Below are 17,351 nucleotides of genomic sequence, written 5' to 3'. Positions count from 1 at the left end.
TGGGGCAAACGACTCGATCACGCCATCTGGCGCGCGCACCACCGGGGTCCGAAGTCCAGGCCGGACATCGGGGAGTCCTCGCGGTGCAGCAGCCCCCGCTCGGTGAGCGAGTGCAGCGGCTCGCGCAGCTCCTCCTCGGTCATCCCGGTCTCCTGGGCGATCAGGTCCGGGTAGGGGACGTGTCCCTGCACCTCCAGCGCGGACACCGCCTGGTAGACCCGTTCCTCGACCGCAGACAGCTGGACCTGAGGCATCGCTTCCCTCCTCGGCGTGGACCGCCCGACCCGCGGACGGCCGGCGACCGGCGGTTACCCGGACGGGCCGCGATGATGCGCACCCGTTCGACTGTCGTACCGGGCGGCGAGGCACGGCGGTGCCCTAGGCTGCACCCGTGATCATGGATCTCGTCGTGGTCGGCGGCGGGCCCGCCGGACTCTCCGCCGCGCACGCCGCGGCCCGGGCCGGCGTGCGCACGCTCGTGGTCGAACGGGCCACCCACCCCCGTTACAAGACCTGCGGCGGCGGCCTGATCGGCACGTCGCTGGCCGAGGTCGCCGGCCGCGTCGAGGTGCCCGCCCACGACCGGATCGGCCGGGTCACGTTCACCCGGGACGGGCGACGCGCGTTCACCCGCCGGCACCCCGCGCCGCTGGTCACCATGATCCGCCGGGAGGAGTTCGACGACCGGCTGCGCGCCGCCGCCGTCGCCGCCGGGGCGCAGGTCCGCGAGGGCGTCGCGGTCCGCGCGATCGAGCAGGACCCCGACGAGGTACGCCTGCGCCTGGCCGGCGGTGAGACGGTACGCGCCCGTACCGTCATCGGCGCGGACGGCTCGTCCGGCGTGACGGCACGCCACGTCGGGGTGCGCTTCCGGCAGGTCGACCTCGGGCTGGAACTGGAGCTGCCGGTGGACGCCGCCGAACGGGACCGCTGGCGCGGCCGGGTGCTGCTCGACTGGGGGCCGCTGCCCGGCTCCTACGCCTGGGTCTTCCCGAAGGGCGACCGTCTCACTGTGGGTGTCATCTCCGCCCGCGGCGACGGCGACCGCACCCGCGCCTACCTGCGCGACTTCACCGACCGGCTCGGCCTGTCCGGGGTGAGGCCGGAGCAGGACTCCGGTCACCTGACCCGCTGCCGCACCGGGGACTCCCCGCTGCGGCACGGCCGGGTGCTGGTCGCCGGGGACGCCGCCGGGCTGCTGGAACCGTGGAGCCGCGAGGGGATCAGCTACGCGCTGCGCTCGGGCCGGCTGGCCGGGGAGGCGGTGGCCGCCGGTGACCTCGACGCGTACGCCCGGGAGGTCGACCGGCGGCTGACGCCGGAGATGCGCGCCGGGCACCGGCTGCTGGAGGTGTTCGAGCGGCGGCCCGACGTGTTCCACGCGATGCTGGCCAGCCCGCCCGGCTGGCGGATGTTCGTCCGGTTCTGCCAGGGCCGGGCGAGCTTCGCCGAGGTGCTCGACCGGCGGCCGGTACGGGCCGCGCTGGCGATGCTCGACCGCCTGCCCGCGAAGGTACGGTCAGTGGCCGGTTGACCGGGCGTCGTGCCGGTGTTCCCGCACCACTGAGCGCCCCGCGTCAGGGGACGATCACCGCCCGCCCCCGCACCTCGCCCCGGCGCAGCGCCTCGTACGCCTGCGGCGCCTCCGCGAGGGGGAACGTGTGCACGTCGGCGTGCAGCCGGCCGTCGCGGGCCAGCGCGATCACCTCGTGCAGTTCGGCCCGGGTGCCCCAGAACGGCACCACCACACCGGTCTCCAGCGGCACCGGGGGCGGCTCGTCGGCGACCGGGCGCACCGGCAGCGTGCCGCCGGCCAGGCCCACCAGCAGGATCTGGCCGCCGGTGGCGACGACCTGCCGGGCGGTGTCCAGCGTGGGCTGCGCGCCGACGAAGTCGAGCACCACGTCCGCGCCGTCCGGCGCCGGTCCGACCAGTTCGCGGATCTTGTCCACCGCGTCCGGGCCGGCCTGCACCGTGTGGTGCGCGCCCAGGCGGCCGGCCAGGTCCAGCGCGGCGGTGTTCGTGTCCACCGCGATGATCCGTACCGCTGTGGTGGCGAGCAGGATCTGCAATCCCATGTGCCCCAGGCCGCCGATGCCGATCACCACGCAGGAGGTGCCGGGTCGCAGCCGGGGCCGCGCCAGGTCCACCGCGTGGTACGGCGTCAGCCCGGCGTCGGTGAGCGGCGCCGCCTGGGTCAGGTCCATGTCGCCGACCGGCAGCAGCCGGGACGCGGGCACCACCACGTACTCGGCCAGCCCGCCGTCGCGGCTGAGCCCGATGCCGCCGACCGGGATGACCCGGCAGCGGTTCTCTTCGCCCCGCAGGCAGGCCCGGCACCGGCCGCAGCCGATGATCCCGTAGACGGCGGCCCGGTCGCCGGGCGACCAGCCGTCCACGCCGGGGCCGACCGTGTCGACGGTGCCGGCGATCTCGTGACCGAGCGTCATCGGGATCGGGAACACGCCCGCCGGGGCGTCGAGGATGTGCAGGTCGGAGTGGCAGGCGCCGACCGCGCCGACGCGCAGCAGCACCTCACCCGGGCCGGCCTGCGGCGTGGGCACCTCCGTGTGCTCCAGCACACCGGGTGCGGTCATCCGTACTGCGCGCATGTCTCCTCCACCTCGTCGCCGACGGTCGACGCGGCGGCATACCCGTGCCGTGGCGGTTGATGCGGAGACGGGACGGGTGGGCGCACAATGCGGTCATGAGCGAGCCGGCCGAGTCGTTCACCGACGAGGAGTACGCGTTCCTGCGGCACGTCCGCTTCGGCGAACTGCCCGCCCGGGTACGCCCGGAGGAGCGGGTCGAGTCCGCCGAGACCGAGTTCCCGCCGGACCGGCCGGACCCGGTCGGCGGGGAGTCGGAGTGGCACCTGCGCGCGGGCGGCTGACGGGGCCCGGACACCGCCGGGCCCCGCCGCCTCCCGGTCAGAAGACCGGCACGCCGTCGCGGACCAGCTTCCAGCTGGGTACGAAGAAGTCGGCCGGGTCGATGACGCCCTTGGCCTGCGCCCAGTCGATGAGCAGCTGGCGGATCTCCTGCTGGGCGTTGTAGACCTGGGTCTTCACGATGCCCGGGAAGTTGCCGCCGCCGCTGCGCCGGTAGTTGTTCACCGCCACCACGAACCGGGCGTCCGCCGCGACCGGGGTGTCGGTGCCGGCCAGCACCAGGCGGGTGATCCGCTGGCCGACCGGCTTGGCGATGTCGATGTCGTAGTCGACGCCGGAGAACACGTCGTAGTTGTAGTCCGGCACCGCCGGGTCGCTGATCGTCTCCGGGTTCACCGGCGCGCCCGCCGGCAGCGTGACGAAGTACTTCGCCGAGTACTCCAGGTACGCCTTCACCTCGGCGCCGGTCAGCACGACCGCCTCCAGCGTGTTGTCGTACACGTAGAGGCCCGCCACGTCGCGGATGCGCACGTCGCCCTGCGGGAACACCGCGGTACGGCTGAACGGCGCGGCGATGGACAGCACCGGCAGGCCCGCGTACTCGCCGCCGGCGAGCGCCTCGGTGACCACCTCGGTCTGGACGTGGTTGATGAAGTCCAGGATCGGGGTGTCCTTGTACCGCGACTCGGCGGCCGACAGCTCCACGCTCGACTGGGCGACGACCCGGTTGACGTACTCGACGGTCTTGGTGTGCTGGCCGCGCACGGCCGCGAGCACCGCCGGGTCCTCGACCACGGTGTTGGTGTTCAGCGTGGTGGCCGACTTGGCGGTGACCGTCCAGCGGCCCTTCTCCCGGGCCAGCGTGAAGTCCATCCGGGTCAGCCGCTGGCCCCACTTCGACGGCTCCGAGGTGAGGACCCGCTCGCCGGTGGTGAGGTTGGTGACGAACTTCTCCGGCACCTCGTTGTGCGCGTGGCCGAACAGGATCGCGTCGATGCCGGGGACCTGCTCGGCGATCAGCGCGGTCGGGTTCTCGTTCGGCAGCTCCGGGCCGTAGCTGGAGGTGCCGCTGTCGCCGCCGTGGGCGGAGATGACGACCAGGTCGGCGCCGCGGCGGCGCATCTCCGGCACCCACTTCGCGGCGGTGGCGACCATGTCGGCGAAGACCAGGCGGCCCTCGACGTTGCCCTTGTCCCAGATGGCCACGCCGGGGTTGGTCAGGCCGAGGATGCCCACGCGCAGCTTCGGCGCGCCGTGCCCGCCGAGCTTGACCTCCTTGATCACGTACGGGAGGAACGCCGGCTTGCCGGTCTTCGCGTTGAGTGCGTTCGCAGCCAGCGCCGGGAAGCCGAGCTGCTCGATCCAGGTCGCCAGCAGCGGCAGGCCGTAGTTGAACTCGTGGTTGCCGAGCGTCACCGCGTCGTACTTGAGGATGTTCATGGCGCGGGCCATCGGGTGCGTCTCACCGGTGCTGGTGATCGGCTCCTGCTTGGCGTAGTACGTCGCGAGCGGCGTGCCCTGGATGGTGTCGCCGGCGTCCAGGACCAGCGTGGCCCTGCCCCTGCGCTCGGCGCGGATCTGGTTGACCAGGGTGGCGAGCTTCGCGACGCCGACGTCGTTGTGCTTGCTGTCGTCGAACTCGGCGTCCTTGTAGTAGTCCCAGTTGTAGACGTTGCCATGGGTGTCAGACGTGCCGAGGATCGTCAGGTCCCAGGTCTTCGGCTGCTTCGGCTTCGCCTCGGCGGGCGCGCCGGCCAGCAGGGGAGCGGTCGCGGCGGCGGCCGCGACGGCCAGCACCTGGCGCCGGGAGGCGCCGGAGGAGGAAGTCATGGAGGTGCCTTTCCAATGGGGGTACGCGCCTCGTGGGCGCCGTTGCGCACCATAACCACCACATGTCACCTGCGCCACACCGGCCCGAATCGTTTCCCTTCCGGTCACAGGCTTGCTGTTTTCCCGCCCGTCACCGGGGTAGGGCGCATCCATGAGCGAGGACCAGTTCACCCAGCAGCACCCGGCCGAGCAGTACGGACAGCGCGACGGCCAGCCGTCGCAGCAGCAGACGCCGCCCGGCAACGAGCAGGAGATGGGGCCGAAGCCCGACCACGGCGAGGAGTCGTACCGGGGCAGCGACCGGCTCACCGGCAAGCGCGCCGTCATCACCGGCGGTGACTCCGGCATCGGCCGGGCCGTGGCCGTCGCCTTCGCCCGCGAGGGCGCCGACGTGCTCGTCACGTACCTCGCCGACGAGGAGGAGAAGGACGCCCGGGAGACGGTCGCCCTGATCGAGCAGGCCGGGCGCACCGGCGTCGCGGTCCGGTGCGACCTGCGCGAGGAGGCCAACTGCCGCGCCCTCGTCGACCAGGCCGTCCGCGACCTCGGCGGCGTCGACATCCTGGTCAACAACGCGGCGTACCAGATGTCGCAGGACAACGGCCTGCTCGACATCACCACCGAGCAGTTCGACCGGGTCTTCAAGACCAACGTGTACGCCATGTTCTGGCTCTGCAAGTTCGCGGTGCCGCACATGAAGGAAGGCTCGACGATCATCAACACGTCGTCGATCCAGGCGTTCGACCCGTCGCCGCAGCTGCTCGACTACGCCACCACCAAGGCCGCCATCGCCAACTTCACCAAGGCGCTCGCGCAGAACCTGGCCGACCGGGGCATCCGGGTCAACGCGGTCGCGCCCGGCCCGATCTGGACGCCGCTGATCCCGGCCACCATGCCGGAGGAGAAGGTCAAGCAGTTCGGCACCGACACGCCGCTGGGCCGTCCCGGTCAGCCGGCCGAGCTGGCGCCCGCGTACGTCTACTTCGCCTCGCAGGAGTCCAGCTACGTCACCGGCGAGATCCTCGGCGTCACTGGCGGCCGCCCGACGAAGTGAGCCGTCTCGTCCGGTGCCGTCCTGGTCGGCTGGTCCCGTTCTGGCCTGCTGGCCGGTGCCGGCCGCCCGGTCCCGCCCTCGGCCGTCTGGTTCCGCTGGTCAGCGGGGCCAGGCGGCCATCCGGCGGCGTACCTCGGCGATCCGTGGTGCGTCCAGGCCGTAGCGGGTGAACCGTCGGTCGGCCAGCCCGTCGAGGTAGCGGCCCGCGGCGCGCACGTCCTCGTCGTCGAGGGCCGGGTCGACCTGCCGGGCCAGCTCCAGCAGCTCCGCGACCGTGTACCGGTCCAGCGCGGCGGACACGTCGATGTAGTCGCGTACCTCCCGCCGGTTCACCAGCGCGGCGGTCTTGTTGGCGATCAGGTCGCGTACGTCCATGACCGGGCCGAGGTCCATCACCACCGGGCTGCGGTGCCGGTCCAGGCGGGCCAGGCTGAGCCGGATCTGCCGGCCGTCCCGGCTCACCACGAAGTCCCGCAGGTCCCGGTCGAATCCGTCGAACACCTCGCCCAGCCCGCCCGGGTCCACCTCGGCCACCCGGTAACCGGCCCGCTCCAGCGCCGCGCGTACCCCGTCGGCCGCCGCCGCGGCGGCGCCCTCCACGTCGGCGAACAGGTCCACGTCCTCGGTGGGGCGGGTGACCAGGCCGTGCGCGGCCCACGCCACCCCGCCGCCGAGCACGAAGCGGTGTGGGCCGGCGGCGGCCAGCGCCACCCGGGCCACCTGCCGGTAGAAGTCGTGCGGGTGGGTCACGCCGGGCGCAGGCTCCGGTGCCGGCCCTCCCAGGCCAGGCGTACGCCCCGGGGCAGGTTGAGCAGCGGCCACAACCGGCGCAACGTGCCCGCGTGGATCAGCTCGCGCAGATCCTCCACCCGGGTCGTCTCGCGCAGCACGTTCTCGTACATCCAGAGCAACTCGTCCGGGTCGCCCAGGTCGAACGCGCGTTCGCTGCTCCACATGAGGCGTACCGGCAGCTCGACGATGCCGGTGGTGGGACCGGTCAGCTCGTCCAGGGTGCGCGCCACCACGGCGGGTCGCCCGGGACGGGCGAGGTACGCGTGCGCGCTGACCGACATGGCATCAGGGTAACCCCAACCCGGCCCAACACCCCCCGCCCTTCCCGCCCCCACCCCGTCGATCATGAAGTTGACGGCGCGCGGCGTCCGTTTCGTCCCCGCCAACTTCATGATCGACCGTTGCATCCTCGCTACCTGTTCGCCTAGCGCGGCGCTCCGCCGGAGATCTTGGAAGATTCGGGCCCCTATGGCGGCCGTTTCCTTCCAAGATCTCCCACGGTGGCGCGTGCGCCAACGCCGGCGCACGGGCCCCGGCGTTCCGCCGACGAGAGATCTTGGTACGCAACGGCCCTCATGGGGGCACTTTCGTACCAAGATCTCCATCCGGCAGTGCGGACGTCGCCGCGAGCATGCCCCGATCATGAAGTTGGCTGCGACAAACCGGACACCGTGTGCCGTCAACCTCATGTTTGACGGGGCCGGGTGAGTCCAGGCGGAGGACGGGGCCGGGATCGGATCGGCCGGGACGGAACGGAACGGATGTTGAGGCTGGGCGGGACGCCGGAGGACCAGGGGATGGTTCGGGGGCGGTGTCCGAGGGTGGGGCGGGTGTCGGGTTCTGGGGTGGTGGGGGACACCCGGCTGGCGGAATCGTGGGCGGGGCCGGGGCGTTATACCTGGTGAACGACCGCAGCAGCACCCCCGCAGCACACGAACGCGGGTGCAGGCCCCCGGAATGATCCCGGGGCGGCGGTCGTTGCACATGCCTCCGGCGCCCCGGACCACGGGCAGCGAGCCGGATCCCCCGAAGACTTCTTGAGCGCCTGACGGTGCCCACGCACCCCACCCCCGGGTGTGCGTCGACCCCCGAATGGAGCCCCCTCATGAACACGATCCTGCGTAAGAGCATCCTCGGTATCGCCGGTCTGACCGTCGCCGGTGGCCTCGCCGCCGGCCCCCTCAACCACGACAGCACCCCCACCGCCCGGGACGCCGCGGTCACCACCACTCAGGCCGCCGCGAAGCTCGACACCGCCACACTCATCCCGCACGGCGTGCAGGGCAACCAGTCCCACATCGACCTCAACGACGAGCAGACCGCCAACGTCAAGGCCATCATCGCCGCCACCAAGAAGGCCGGCATGGACGAGCGCGCCGCCGTCGTCTCCATCGCCACGGCGTTGCAGGAGTCGAAGCTGGAGAACCTCGGCCACCTCGGTGACCGCAACGACCACGACTCGCAGGGCCTGTTCCAGCAGCGCCCCTCCTCCGGCTGGGGCACGGTCGAGCAGATCACCGACCCCGAGTACTCCACGACGGCGTTCCTGAAGGGTCTGAAGCAGGTCGACGGCTGGCAGGACATGCCCCTGACCAAGGCCGCCCAGACCGTCCAGGTCTCCGCCTACCCCGACCACTACGCCCAGTGGGAGCAGCAGGCCGCCGACCTCGTCGCCCAGCACTGGAACAGCTGACCCGGCGGTGACCGGGGTCACGACGAACGAGCGGAAGAACCGTGACCCCGGTACCGTTGTGCAGAGCGTCGGTGTGTTCAGTGTCCCCGGGCCTCACCTAAATTGCCTTCGCGGAATACCGTTCGGCTGGAGCCGCGTCGCGCCACTCGCCGAGAGGCGACATGCACACCGACGCCCAGAGCCGCCCCGGCCATCCGGCCGGGGCGGCTCTGTCTGTGGGCTCGAGTCGCACGCCCCGGGCCGCTGGCCTAGGGTTACTGGCAGAGGTGAGCCGTTCTCGACGGAGAGGGGGGTGCCCGGATGGGTTTCAAGACGTTCATCCAGGGGTGGCCGGTCTACCGGCAACTCACCGGCACCGACCCGCTCGGTCGCGGCGCCGCCGCCCAGTCGGCCCGCTCCGCCGGCCTGACCGCCCGCACCGAGACCGCCGACGGCATGGCCCGCTCGGTCTGCCCGTACTGCGCGGTCGGCTGCGGGCAGCGCGTCTTCCACTCCGACGGCCAGGTCACCCAGATCGAGGGCGACCCGGACAGCCCGATCTCGCGCGGCCGGCTCTGCCCGAAGGGCTCGGCCAGCAAGAGCCTGGTGACCAGCCCGCTGCGCCAGACCACTGTGCGCTACCGCCGGCCGTACGCGACCGAGTGGGAAGACCTGGACCTCGACGTCGCGCTCGACATGATCGCCGACCGGATCCTCGCCGCCCGCGCGGAGACCTGGGAGGACGTCGACGACGAGGGCCGCCCGCTGAACCGGACGCTGGGCATCTCCAGCCTCGGCGGCGCGACGCTCGACAACGAGGAGAACTACCTCATCAAGAAGCTGTTCACGGCGATGGGGGCACTCCAGATCGAGAACCAGGCCCGTATTTGACACTCCGCCACCGTCCCCGGTCTGGGGACCAGCTTCGGTCGCGGCGGCGCCACGGACTTCCAGCAGGACCTCGCCAACGCTGACGTCATCGTCATCCAGGGCTCGAACATGGCCGAGGCCCACCCGGTGGGCTTCCAGTGGGTGATGGAGGCGAAGAAGCGCGGCGCGAAGGTCTTCCACGTCGACCCGCGGTTCACGCGTACCAGCGCGCTCGCCGACACGTACCTGCCGATCCGGGCGGGCACCGACATCGCACTGCTCGGCGGCGTGGTGCGCTACATCCTGGAGAACGAGCTGGACTTCCGGGAGTACGTGCTGGCGTACACGAACGCGGCCAACATCGTCAGCGAGCAGTTCGTCGACACCGAGGACCTGGACGGCCTGTTCTCCGGCTACAACCCGGACACCGGCTCGTACGACCACGCGAGCTGGCAGTACGAGGGGCAGGAGGACAACGCCAAGGTCCGGGGCACCGGCAAGGAACGCGACTCGGCCTCCGGGCTGGAGCACGAGTCGCACGGCGAGCCGGTGCCGGCGCAGGCCCCGCGGGACGAGACGTTGCAGCACCCGCGCTGCGTCTACCAGATCCTGAAGCGGCACTTCTCCCGCTACACCCCGGAGATGGTGGCCCGCGTGTGCGGCATCCCGGAGGAGAAGTTCCTCGAACTGGCGCGCGCCTGGACGGAGAACTCGGGCCGGGAGCGCACCGGCGCGCTCGTCTACTCGGTCGGCTGGACGCAGCACAGCGTCGGCGTGCAGTACATCCGCACCGGCTCGATCATCCAGACGCTGCTGGGCAACATGGGCCGCCCGGGTGGCGGCATCCTGGCGCTGCGCGGGCACGCCAGCATCCAGGGCTCAACCGACATCCCGACGCTGTTCAACCTGCTGCCCGGCTACCTGCCGATGCCGCACCACGCCGACCACCCGACGTTCGACGAGTGGGTGGACAGCATCCGGCACCCGGGCCAGAAGGGCTTCTGGGGCGACTCGCGGGCCTTCGCGGCGAGCCTGCTCAAGGCGTACTGGGGTGACGCGGCGACGCCGGAGAACGACTTCTGCTACGGCTACATGCCCCGGATGACCGGCGACCACGGCACGTACCAGCAGGTCCTGAACATGATCGACGGGAAGGTGAAGGGCTACTTCCTGCTCGGCCAGAACCCGGCGGTCGGCTCGGCGCACGGCCGCGCTCAGCGCCTGGGCATGGCCAACCTGGACTGGCTCGTCGTCCGCGACCTGTTCATGATCGAGAGCGCCACGTTCTGGAAGAACAGCCCGGAGGTCGCCACCGGCGAGATCGTGCCGGAGGAGTGCCGCACCGAGGTGTTCTTCCTGCCGGCGGCCTCGCACGTGGAGAAGGAGGGCACCTTCACCCAGACGCAGCGGCTGCTGCAGTGGCGGGAGAAGGCCGTCGACCCGCCGGGCGACGCCCGCTCCGAGCTGTGGTTCTTCTACCACCTGGGCCGGGTGCTGCGGGAGAAGCTGGCCGCCTCCACCGAGCGCCGGGACCGGGCGCTGCTGGACCTGACCTGGGACTATCCGACGCACGGTCCGCACGCCGAGCCGAGCGCCGAGGCGGTGCTCAAGGAGATCAACGGGTACGAGGTGGCGACCGGCCGCCTGCTGAACGCGTTCGGCGAGGCCCGCGACGACGGCTCCACCGCGATCGGCTGCTGGATCTACTCCGGCGTGTACGCCGACGGCGTGAACCAGGCGGCCCGCCGCCGGTCCCGCCACGAGCAGGACTGGGTGGCGGCCGAGTGGGGCTGGGCGTGGCCGGCGAACCGGCGCACGCTCTACAACCGCGCCTCCGCCGACCCCGAGGGCCGGCCGTGGAGCGAGCGCAAGAAGTACGTCTGGTGGGATCCGGACGCCGGCGAGTGGACCGGGTACGACGTGCCGGACTTCGAGAAGACGAAGCCGCCGTCATACCGGCCGCCGGAGGGCGCGTCGGGCCCGGCGGCGCTCGCCGGTGACGACGCGTTCGTCATGCAGGGCGACGGCAAGGCGTGGCTGTACGCGCCGAGCGGAGTCCTCGACGGTCCGCTGCCGACGCACTACGAGCCGGCCGAGTCGCCGATGCGCAACCCGCTCTACGGTCAGCAGGCCAACCCGACCCGCAAGATCTACGAGCATCCGATCAACCGGATGAACCCGAGTCCGCCGGAGCCGCACAGCCAGGTCTTCCCGTACGTGTTCACGGTCAGCCGTCTCACCGAGCACCACACGGCCGGTGGGATGAGCCGTACCGTGCCGCGCCTGGCCGAGCTGCAGCCGGAGATGTTCGTCGAGGTGTCCCCGGAGCTGGCCGGCGAGATCGGGCTGGCCCACCTGGGCTGGGCGCACCTGATCAGCGGACGCGCGGTGATCGAGGCGCGGGTGCTGGTCACCGACCGGCTCACCCCGCTGCGGGTGGACGGCCGGATCATCCACCAGGTCTGGCTGCCGTACCACTTCGGCACCGAGGGTCTGGTCACCGGCGACTCGGCGAACGACCTGTTCGGCATCACGCTGGACCCGAACGTCCTCATCCAGGAGAGCAAGGTCGGCACCTGCGACGTCCGGCCCGGGCGGCGGCCCACCGGTCCGCCGCTGCTCGACCTGGTCGGCGACTACCAGCGGCGGGCCGGGATGACGCCGGACCGCAAGGTGCCGGTGGTGACCACCGACGCGGCCGGCGGGGACGACGCCGCCGGCAGCACCGACGAGCAGTCGGCCGCCGCGCACCAGGACGGGGATCGGGATGCCTGACGCCAACAGCCTGTACGGCCCGCTCGACCCGGCCCCGGACGCGGGCTGGGTCGACGCGCCGCCGCGGATGGGCTTCTTCACCGACACCAGCGTCTGCATCGGCTGCAAGGCGTGCGAGGTGGCCTGCAAGGAGTGGAACGGCGTCCCCGACTCGGGTTTCGACCTGCTCGGCATGTCGTACGACAACACCGGCGCGCTGACCGCGAACTCGTGGCGGCACGTCGCGTTCATCGAGCAGCCCCGCCCGGCCGGGCACCGCACGCCGCCGTTCGCCGGTGACCCGACCGGCCCGGCGACCAGCCCGGCGTCAGCGGCGGCCGGCGCGCTCACCGCTCCCGACACCGGTACGAATCCCGGCCTGCCGCCGGGGCAGCCGGAGGCGGCGGCGCGGATGGCCGCCGGTCCGGAGTTCCTCGGCATGCCCGGCGCCCAGCCGCCCGGGCGGGCCACCGGCGTGGAGAGCCGCACCGACTTCCGCTGGCTGATGATGTCCGACGTGTGCAAGCACTGCACGCACGCGGCCTGCCTGGACGTGTGCCCGACCGGTTCGCTGTTCCGCACCGAGTTCGGCACGGTGGTGGTGCAGGAGGACATCTGCAACGGCTGCGGCTACTGCATCTCCGCCTGCCCGTACGGCGTGATCGACCAGCGCAAGGGCGACGGCCGGGCGTGGAAGTGCACGCTGTGCTACGACCGGGTCGGCGCGGGCATGACGCCCGCCTGCGCGCAGGCGTGCCCGACCGAGTCGATCCAGTACGGGCCGCTCGACGAGCTGCGGGAACGGGCCGCCAAGCGGGTCACCGCGTTGCACGAGCGGGGTGTGCCGGAGGCGCGCCTGTACGGCCACGACCCGACCGACGGTGTCGGCGGCGACGGCGCGTTCTTCCTGCTGCTGGACGAGCCGGAGGTGTACGGGCTGCCGCCGGACCCGGTGGTCACCACCCGGGACCTGCCGAAGATGTGGAAGCGGGCCGGGTTCGCCGCCCTGGCCATGGCGGCGGCTGCCGTCGCCGCGTTCGTCGGAGGATCGTCGTGAGTCCGGACCGCCCGGTCGGTGACCTGTTCCGCCGCTTCCGCGAGCGCCTGTCCGCCGAAACGGAGAACGGCGGCGCCGCCGAGCGGGAGAACGGCAGCCGGGCTACCGCGGCCGGTCCCGGCGTGGGCCGCACCGACGCGGGCTCCCGCGACGCCGGCCTCGCCCCGCATCCGCCCCGCGACGCGGCACCGCGCCGACGCCGGGGCAGGGGCGGCAAGGGCGGTGGGGAGCAGCTCAACGTCCCGCCGGCCGAGTTCACCTCCTACTACGGCCGGCCCATCCTCAAGCCGCCGGTGTGGCGGTGGGACATCGCCGCGTACCTGTTCACCGGCGGTCTCGCCGCCGGCTCGTCGCTGCTCGCGGCGGGCGGGCAGCTCACCGGCCGCCCGGCGCTGCGGCGCGCCGGCCGGGTCACCGCGCTCGCGGCGGTCGGCGCCAGCACGTACTTCCTGGTGAACGACCTGGGGCGGCCGTCGCGCTTCCACCACATGCTGCGGGTGGCGAAGGTGACCTCGCCGATGTCGGTGGGCACGTGGATCCTCAGCGTGTTCGGCCCGGCCGCCGGGGTCGCGGCGATCGCCGAGGCGGCCCCGCTGCTGCCCGAGCGCGGCGTGCTGGGGCTCGGCCGCCGGCTGCTGCCCCCGGCCGGGCACGCCGCCGGCCTGGTCGCCGCCGTCACCGCGCCGGCGCTGGCCACGTACACCGGGGTGCTGCTGGCGGACACGGCGGTGCCGTCGTGGCACGAGGCGTACCCGGAACTGCCGGCCATCTTCGCGGGCAGCGCGCTGGCCAGCGGCGCGGGTGTCGGCCTGGTGGCCGCGCCCGGCGCGCAGGCCGGTCCGGCGCGGCGCCTCGCGGTCGCGGGCGCGGCGATGGAGCTGTGGGGTTCGCACCGGGTGGAGAACCGGCTCGGGCTGCTCAGCGAGCCCTACACGCAGGGCACACCCGGGAAGCTGCTGCGCGCGGGCCGTGCGCTGACCGCCGCCGGTGTCGTGGGCGCGCTGCTCGGCCGCCGCAGCCGGGTGCTGTCCGCGCTGTCCGGCGGTGCGCTGATCGCCGCGTCGGTGTGCACCCGGTTCGGCATCTTCCACGGCGGGGTCGCCTCGGCGCGCGATCCGCGGTACACGGTGGTGCCGCAGCGCGAACGCGCCGACCGGCGGGCCGCCGAGCAGGACTGAACCTCCCCGGGCGGCCTTCCGTCCGCTGTGGTTGACTTCTGCGTGGAGGCGTTCAGGCGGCTGGTGCCCCTCCCGGTCTTCAAAACCGGTGTGGTCCGGGATCCGGGCCAGGCGGGTTCGATTCCCGTCCGTCTCCGCCAAACCGTTCCCGGGAGTGCGCCGATGCGTGAGGTCGACCCGCGACGGCGGGTGCCGCGCACCGACGCGCTGCTCGCCGATCCCGCGCTGGCCGCCGCCGTCGGCACGCTCGGCCGCGACCGGGTCAAGGCCGCGATCGTCCGCGCGCAGGACCGCGCCCGCCGCGGTGAGCTGACCCCCGAGGGGGTACGCGACGCGGCGCTGGCGGACCTGCCCGGCCGTACGCCGCGCGCGGTGCTCAACGCCACCGGCGTCGTGCTGCACACCAACCTGGGCCGCGCGCCGCTCGCCCCGTCCGCCGTGGACGCCCTGGTCGCCGCCGCCGGGCACACCGACGTGGAACTGGACCTGCGGACCGGGCGACGGGCCCGGCGCGGCCGGGAGGCGCTCGACGCGCTCGCCGCGGCGGTGCCAGACGCCGGGGCGGTGCACGTGGTGAACAACGGCGCCGCCGCCCTGGCGCTCGCCGCCACCGCGCTGGCCGCCGGCCGGGAGATCGTGGTGAGCCGCGGCGAGCTGGTCGAGATCGGCGACGGGTTCCGCCTGCCGGACCTGCTGGCCAGCACCGGCGCGCGGCTACGCGAGGTGGGCACCACGAACCGCACCACGCGTGCCGACTACGAGGCCGCGATCGGCGAGCACACCGGGTTCGTGCTCAAGGTGCACCCGTCGAACTTCGTGGTCACCGGGTTCACCTCGGCGGTGCCGGTGGCCGAGCTGGCCACGCTGGGCGTACCCGTGGTGGCCGACATCGGGTCGGGGCTGCTCGCGCCGGACCCGCTGCTGCCGGCCGAGCCGGACGCGGCCACCACGCTGCGGGCGGGCGCGCACCTGGTCACCGCCAGCGGCGACAAGCTGCTCGGCGGCCCGCAGGCCGGTCTGCTGCTCGGCGACGCCGACCTCGTGCACCGGCTGCGCCGCCACCCGCTGGCGCGGGCGCTGCGGGTGGACAAGCTCACCCTCGCCGCGCTCGCCGCCACCCTGTACGCGCCGTCCACGCCCACCCGGGACGCCTTGCACGCCGACCCGGCTCGGCTGCGGCAGCGGCTGGAGCGGCTGCGTGACCGGCTCGGCGAGGACGGCTGCAAGGCCGAGGTGGTGCCCGGCGTCGCTGTGGTCGGCGGCGGCGGGGCGCCCGGCGTGGAGCTGGACTCGTGGGCGCTGAGCCTGCCCGAGCGGTACGCCGAGCCGCTGCGCACCGGCGACCCGGCGATCCTCGGCCGGGTGCTGCACGGCCGTCTCCTGCTGGACCTGCGCGCCGTGCCGGAGAGCGCCGACGACCGGGTCCGGGCGGCCGTGCTGAGCGTGGGGGACTGACCGGCATGTGGGTGGTGGCGACCGCCGGGCACGTCGACCACGGCAAGTCCACGCTGGTGCGGGCGCTGACCGGGATGGAACCGGACCGGTGGGCGGAGGAACGCCGCCGGGGCATGACCATCGACCTCGGCTTCGCCTGGACCACACTGCCGTCGGGCGGCACCCTCGCCTTCGTCGACGTACCGGGGCACGAGCGGTTCGTGCCGAACATGCTCGCCGGCATCGGCCCGGTCCCGGCCGCGCTGATCGTCGTGGCCGCCGACGAGGGCTGGATGCCGCAGTCCGCCGAGCACCTGGCCGCGCTGCACGCGCTGGGTGTGTCGTACGGGCTGCTCGCGGTCACCCGCGCGGACCTGGCCGATCCCGGGCCGGCGGCGGCGCGGGCCCTCGCAGAGATCGCCGCCACGTCGCTGGGCGCTGTGGAGGCGGTGCCGGTCTCCGCGGTCACCGGCGCCGGTCTCCCCGAGCTGCGCGCCGCGCTGGACCGCCTGACCGCCCGGCTGCCCGACCCGGCCCGGGACGCCCCGGTACGGCTCTGGGTGGACCGCGCGTTCACCGTACGCGGCAGCGGCACGGTGGTCACCGGCACGCTCGGCGGTGGCCGGCTGCGTGCCGGCGACGAGTTGGAGCTGGCCGCCACCGGCGAGGCGGTGCGCGTACGCGGACTGCACTCGCTCGGCGTCGCGCGCACCGACCTCGAGGCGGTGGCCCGGGCCGCGGTGAACCTGCGCGGCCTGCCCCGGGACCGGATCGGGCGCGGCGACGCGCTGCTCACGCCCGGCCGGTTCGGGCGTACCGACCTGCTCGACGTGCGGCTGTCCGGCGACCCCGCCGCCGACCTGCCGGCCACGCTCACGCTGCACGTGGGCTCGGCGGCGGTGCCCGCCCGGGTCCGGCCGCTGGGCCCGGACACGGTACGGCTGCGCCTGGCCCGCCCGCTGCCGCTGCTGATCGGGGACCGGGCGCTGCTGCGCGACCCCGGCCGGCACCACGTCGCGGGCGGCGTGACGGTGCTGGACGTGGACCCGCCGCCGTTGCGCCGCCGGGGCGCGGCGGCCGCCCGCGCGGCGGTGCTGGCCGGCCTGGACGGGCGGCCGGACCTGGCCGGGGAGCTGCGCCGGCGACGGCTGGTCCGTGCCGGTGACCTGACCCGGATGGGCGTGCCGCCGACCGCGACGCCGGTGGCCGGGCAGTGGCTGGCCGACCCGGAGCACTGGCGGGACCTGGGTCGTCGCCTCACCGAGGAGGTGGCCCGGTACGCCGCCGAGCATCCGCTCGCCGCGGGCGTACCGGTCGACGTGCTGCGGCACCGGCTCGACCTGCCCGAGCGTGCTCTGGTCACGGCGCTGCTGCGCCCGCCGCTGCGACTGCGCGACGGTCTGGTCACCGCCGCCCCGCAGGGGACTCTGCCGGACCCGGTGGCCCGGGCGGTGGACCGGGTCCGGGCCGAGTACGGCGACCGGCCGTTCCAGGCCCCCGAGGCGCACCACCTGGCCGACCTCGGGCTCGGGCCCCGCGAGATCGGCGCCGCGGTACGCGCCGGCGCGTTGCTGAAGCTGGCCGAGAACGTGGTGCTGCTGCCGGGCGCCCCGGACGACGCGGTACGCGTGCTCGCCGGGCTGCCGCAGCCGTTCACGCTCAGCGCCGCCCGGCAGGCGCTCGGCACCACCCGCCGGGTGGCGGTGCCGCTGCTGGAACTGCTGGACCGGCGCGGCGCCACCCGGCGGCTCCCTGACGACGCCCGCGAGGTGGTCCGCCCGCCGGGCTGAGCCAACCGGTGCCACCGGCCCACGCCGGT

The 17,351-nt window shown here is 73.6% G+C and carries 14 protein-coding genes and 1 tRNA gene; 10 read left to right on the top strand and 5 right to left on the bottom strand.

Features of this window, described 5'->3' with window-relative positions:
* Positions 1-17 precede the first annotated feature (17 nt).
* A complete protein-coding gene (locus tag FB455_RS23230; protein ID WP_013286401.1) occupies positions 18-254 on the bottom strand; it encodes a hypothetical protein in 237 nt (78 codons plus the stop codon).
* Between the two features lie 143 nt (positions 255-397).
* Here FB455_RS23230 and FB455_RS23225 point away from each other — a divergent pair, with 143 nt between their 5' ends.
* The gene (locus FB455_RS23225) at positions 398-1,534 is read left to right on the top strand and encodes a geranylgeranyl reductase family protein (protein WP_145754967.1); all 1,137 of its coding nucleotides are present in this window, start codon (positions 398-400) and stop codon (positions 1,532-1,534) included.
* 43 nt (positions 1,535-1,577) lie between these two features.
* On the opposite strand, the gene FB455_RS23220 is transcribed toward FB455_RS23225, so the two are convergent.
* Positions 1,578-2,612 carry an NAD(P)-dependent alcohol dehydrogenase gene (locus FB455_RS23220; protein ID WP_123111734.1) on the bottom strand — a complete coding sequence of 345 codons (1,035 nt, stop codon included), beginning with the start codon at positions 2,610-2,612 and terminating at the stop codon, positions 1,578-1,580.
* A 95-nt stretch (positions 2,613-2,707) separates the two neighbouring features.
* Here FB455_RS23220 and FB455_RS23215 point away from each other — a divergent pair, with 95 nt between their 5' ends.
* Positions 2,708-2,893 (top strand): hypothetical protein, encoded by a 186-nt coding sequence (locus FB455_RS23215; RefSeq protein ID WP_135240224.1) that lies wholly within the window; start codon positions 2,708-2,710, stop codon positions 2,891-2,893.
* Positions 2,894-2,930: 37 nt separating this feature from the next.
* Here the strand turns inward: FB455_RS23215 and FB455_RS23210 are convergent, their stop codons facing one another.
* A complete protein-coding gene (locus FB455_RS23210) occupies positions 2,931-4,721 on the bottom strand; it encodes a 5'-nucleotidase C-terminal domain-containing protein (protein WP_145754963.1) in 1,791 nt (596 codons plus the stop codon).
* Positions 4,722-4,872: 151 nt separating this feature from the next.
* Here FB455_RS23210 and FB455_RS23205 point away from each other — a divergent pair, with 151 nt between their 5' ends.
* Positions 4,873-5,775, top strand: a complete 903-nt coding sequence (locus FB455_RS23205) for an SDR family oxidoreductase (RefSeq protein ID WP_047892925.1) — start codon at positions 4,873-4,875, stop codon at positions 5,773-5,775.
* Positions 5,776-5,874: 99 nt separating this feature from the next.
* On the opposite strand, the gene FB455_RS23200 is transcribed toward FB455_RS23205, so the two are convergent.
* Entirely contained in the window at positions 5,875-6,525 is a 651-nt protein-coding gene (locus FB455_RS23200; RefSeq protein ID WP_145754962.1) for a nucleotidyl transferase AbiEii/AbiGii toxin family protein, read from the bottom strand.
* On the bottom strand, positions 6,522-6,848 hold the full coding sequence (locus FB455_RS23195) for a hypothetical protein (RefSeq protein WP_145754961.1): 327 nt from the start codon (positions 6,846-6,848) through the stop codon (positions 6,522-6,524). The genes FB455_RS23200 and FB455_RS23195 overlap by 4 nt, the downstream gene beginning before the upstream one ends.
* A gap of 824 nt (positions 6,849-7,672) precedes the next feature.
* Here FB455_RS23195 and FB455_RS23190 point away from each other — a divergent pair.
* The 7 genes from FB455_RS23190 to selB all read left to right on the top strand — a co-directional run bounded on the left by FB455_RS23190 (position 7,673) and on the right by selB (position 17,322).
* The gene (locus tag FB455_RS23190; protein ID WP_145754960.1) at positions 7,673-8,260 is read left to right on the top strand and encodes a hypothetical protein; all 588 of its coding nucleotides are present in this window, start codon (positions 7,673-7,675) and stop codon (positions 8,258-8,260) included.
* 300 nt (positions 8,261-8,560) lie between these two features.
* Positions 8,561-11,884 carry a formate dehydrogenase gene (gene fdh / locus FB455_RS23185; RefSeq protein WP_145754959.1) on the top strand — a complete coding sequence of 1,108 codons (3,324 nt, stop codon included), beginning with the start codon at positions 8,561-8,563 and terminating at the stop codon, positions 11,882-11,884.
* On the top strand, positions 11,877-12,920 hold the full coding sequence (locus FB455_RS23180) for a 4Fe-4S dicluster domain-containing protein (protein WP_145754958.1): 1,044 nt from the start codon (positions 11,877-11,879) through the stop codon (positions 12,918-12,920). Before fdh ends, FB455_RS23180 begins: the two co-directional genes overlap by 8 nt.
* The gene (gene nrfD / locus FB455_RS23175) at positions 12,917-14,098 is read left to right on the top strand and encodes an NrfD/PsrC family molybdoenzyme membrane anchor subunit (RefSeq protein WP_145754957.1); all 1,182 of its coding nucleotides are present in this window, start codon (positions 12,917-12,919) and stop codon (positions 14,096-14,098) included. Before FB455_RS23180 ends, nrfD begins: the two co-directional genes overlap by 4 nt.
* 44 nt (positions 14,099-14,142) lie before the next feature.
* Positions 14,143-14,238: transfer RNA gene (locus FB455_RS34370), tRNA-Sec, on the top strand.
* A 22-nt stretch (positions 14,239-14,260) separates the two neighbouring features.
* Positions 14,261-15,553 (top strand): L-seryl-tRNA(Sec) selenium transferase, encoded by a 1,293-nt coding sequence (selA, locus tag FB455_RS23170; RefSeq protein ID WP_071094973.1) that lies wholly within the window; start codon positions 14,261-14,263, stop codon positions 15,551-15,553.
* A gap of 5 nt (positions 15,554-15,558) precedes the next feature.
* Complete coding sequence (gene selB, locus FB455_RS23165) at positions 15,559-17,322, top strand: selenocysteine-specific translation elongation factor (protein WP_145754956.1); 1,764 nt, start codon at positions 15,559-15,561, stop codon at positions 17,320-17,322.
* Positions 17,323-17,351 lie beyond the last annotated feature (29 nt).

The organism is Micromonospora sp. CNZ296, from assembly GCF_007827635.1.
The sequence above is the reverse complement of the archived record's forward strand: the minus strand, read 5'-3'. Positions and strand labels throughout refer to the sequence as shown.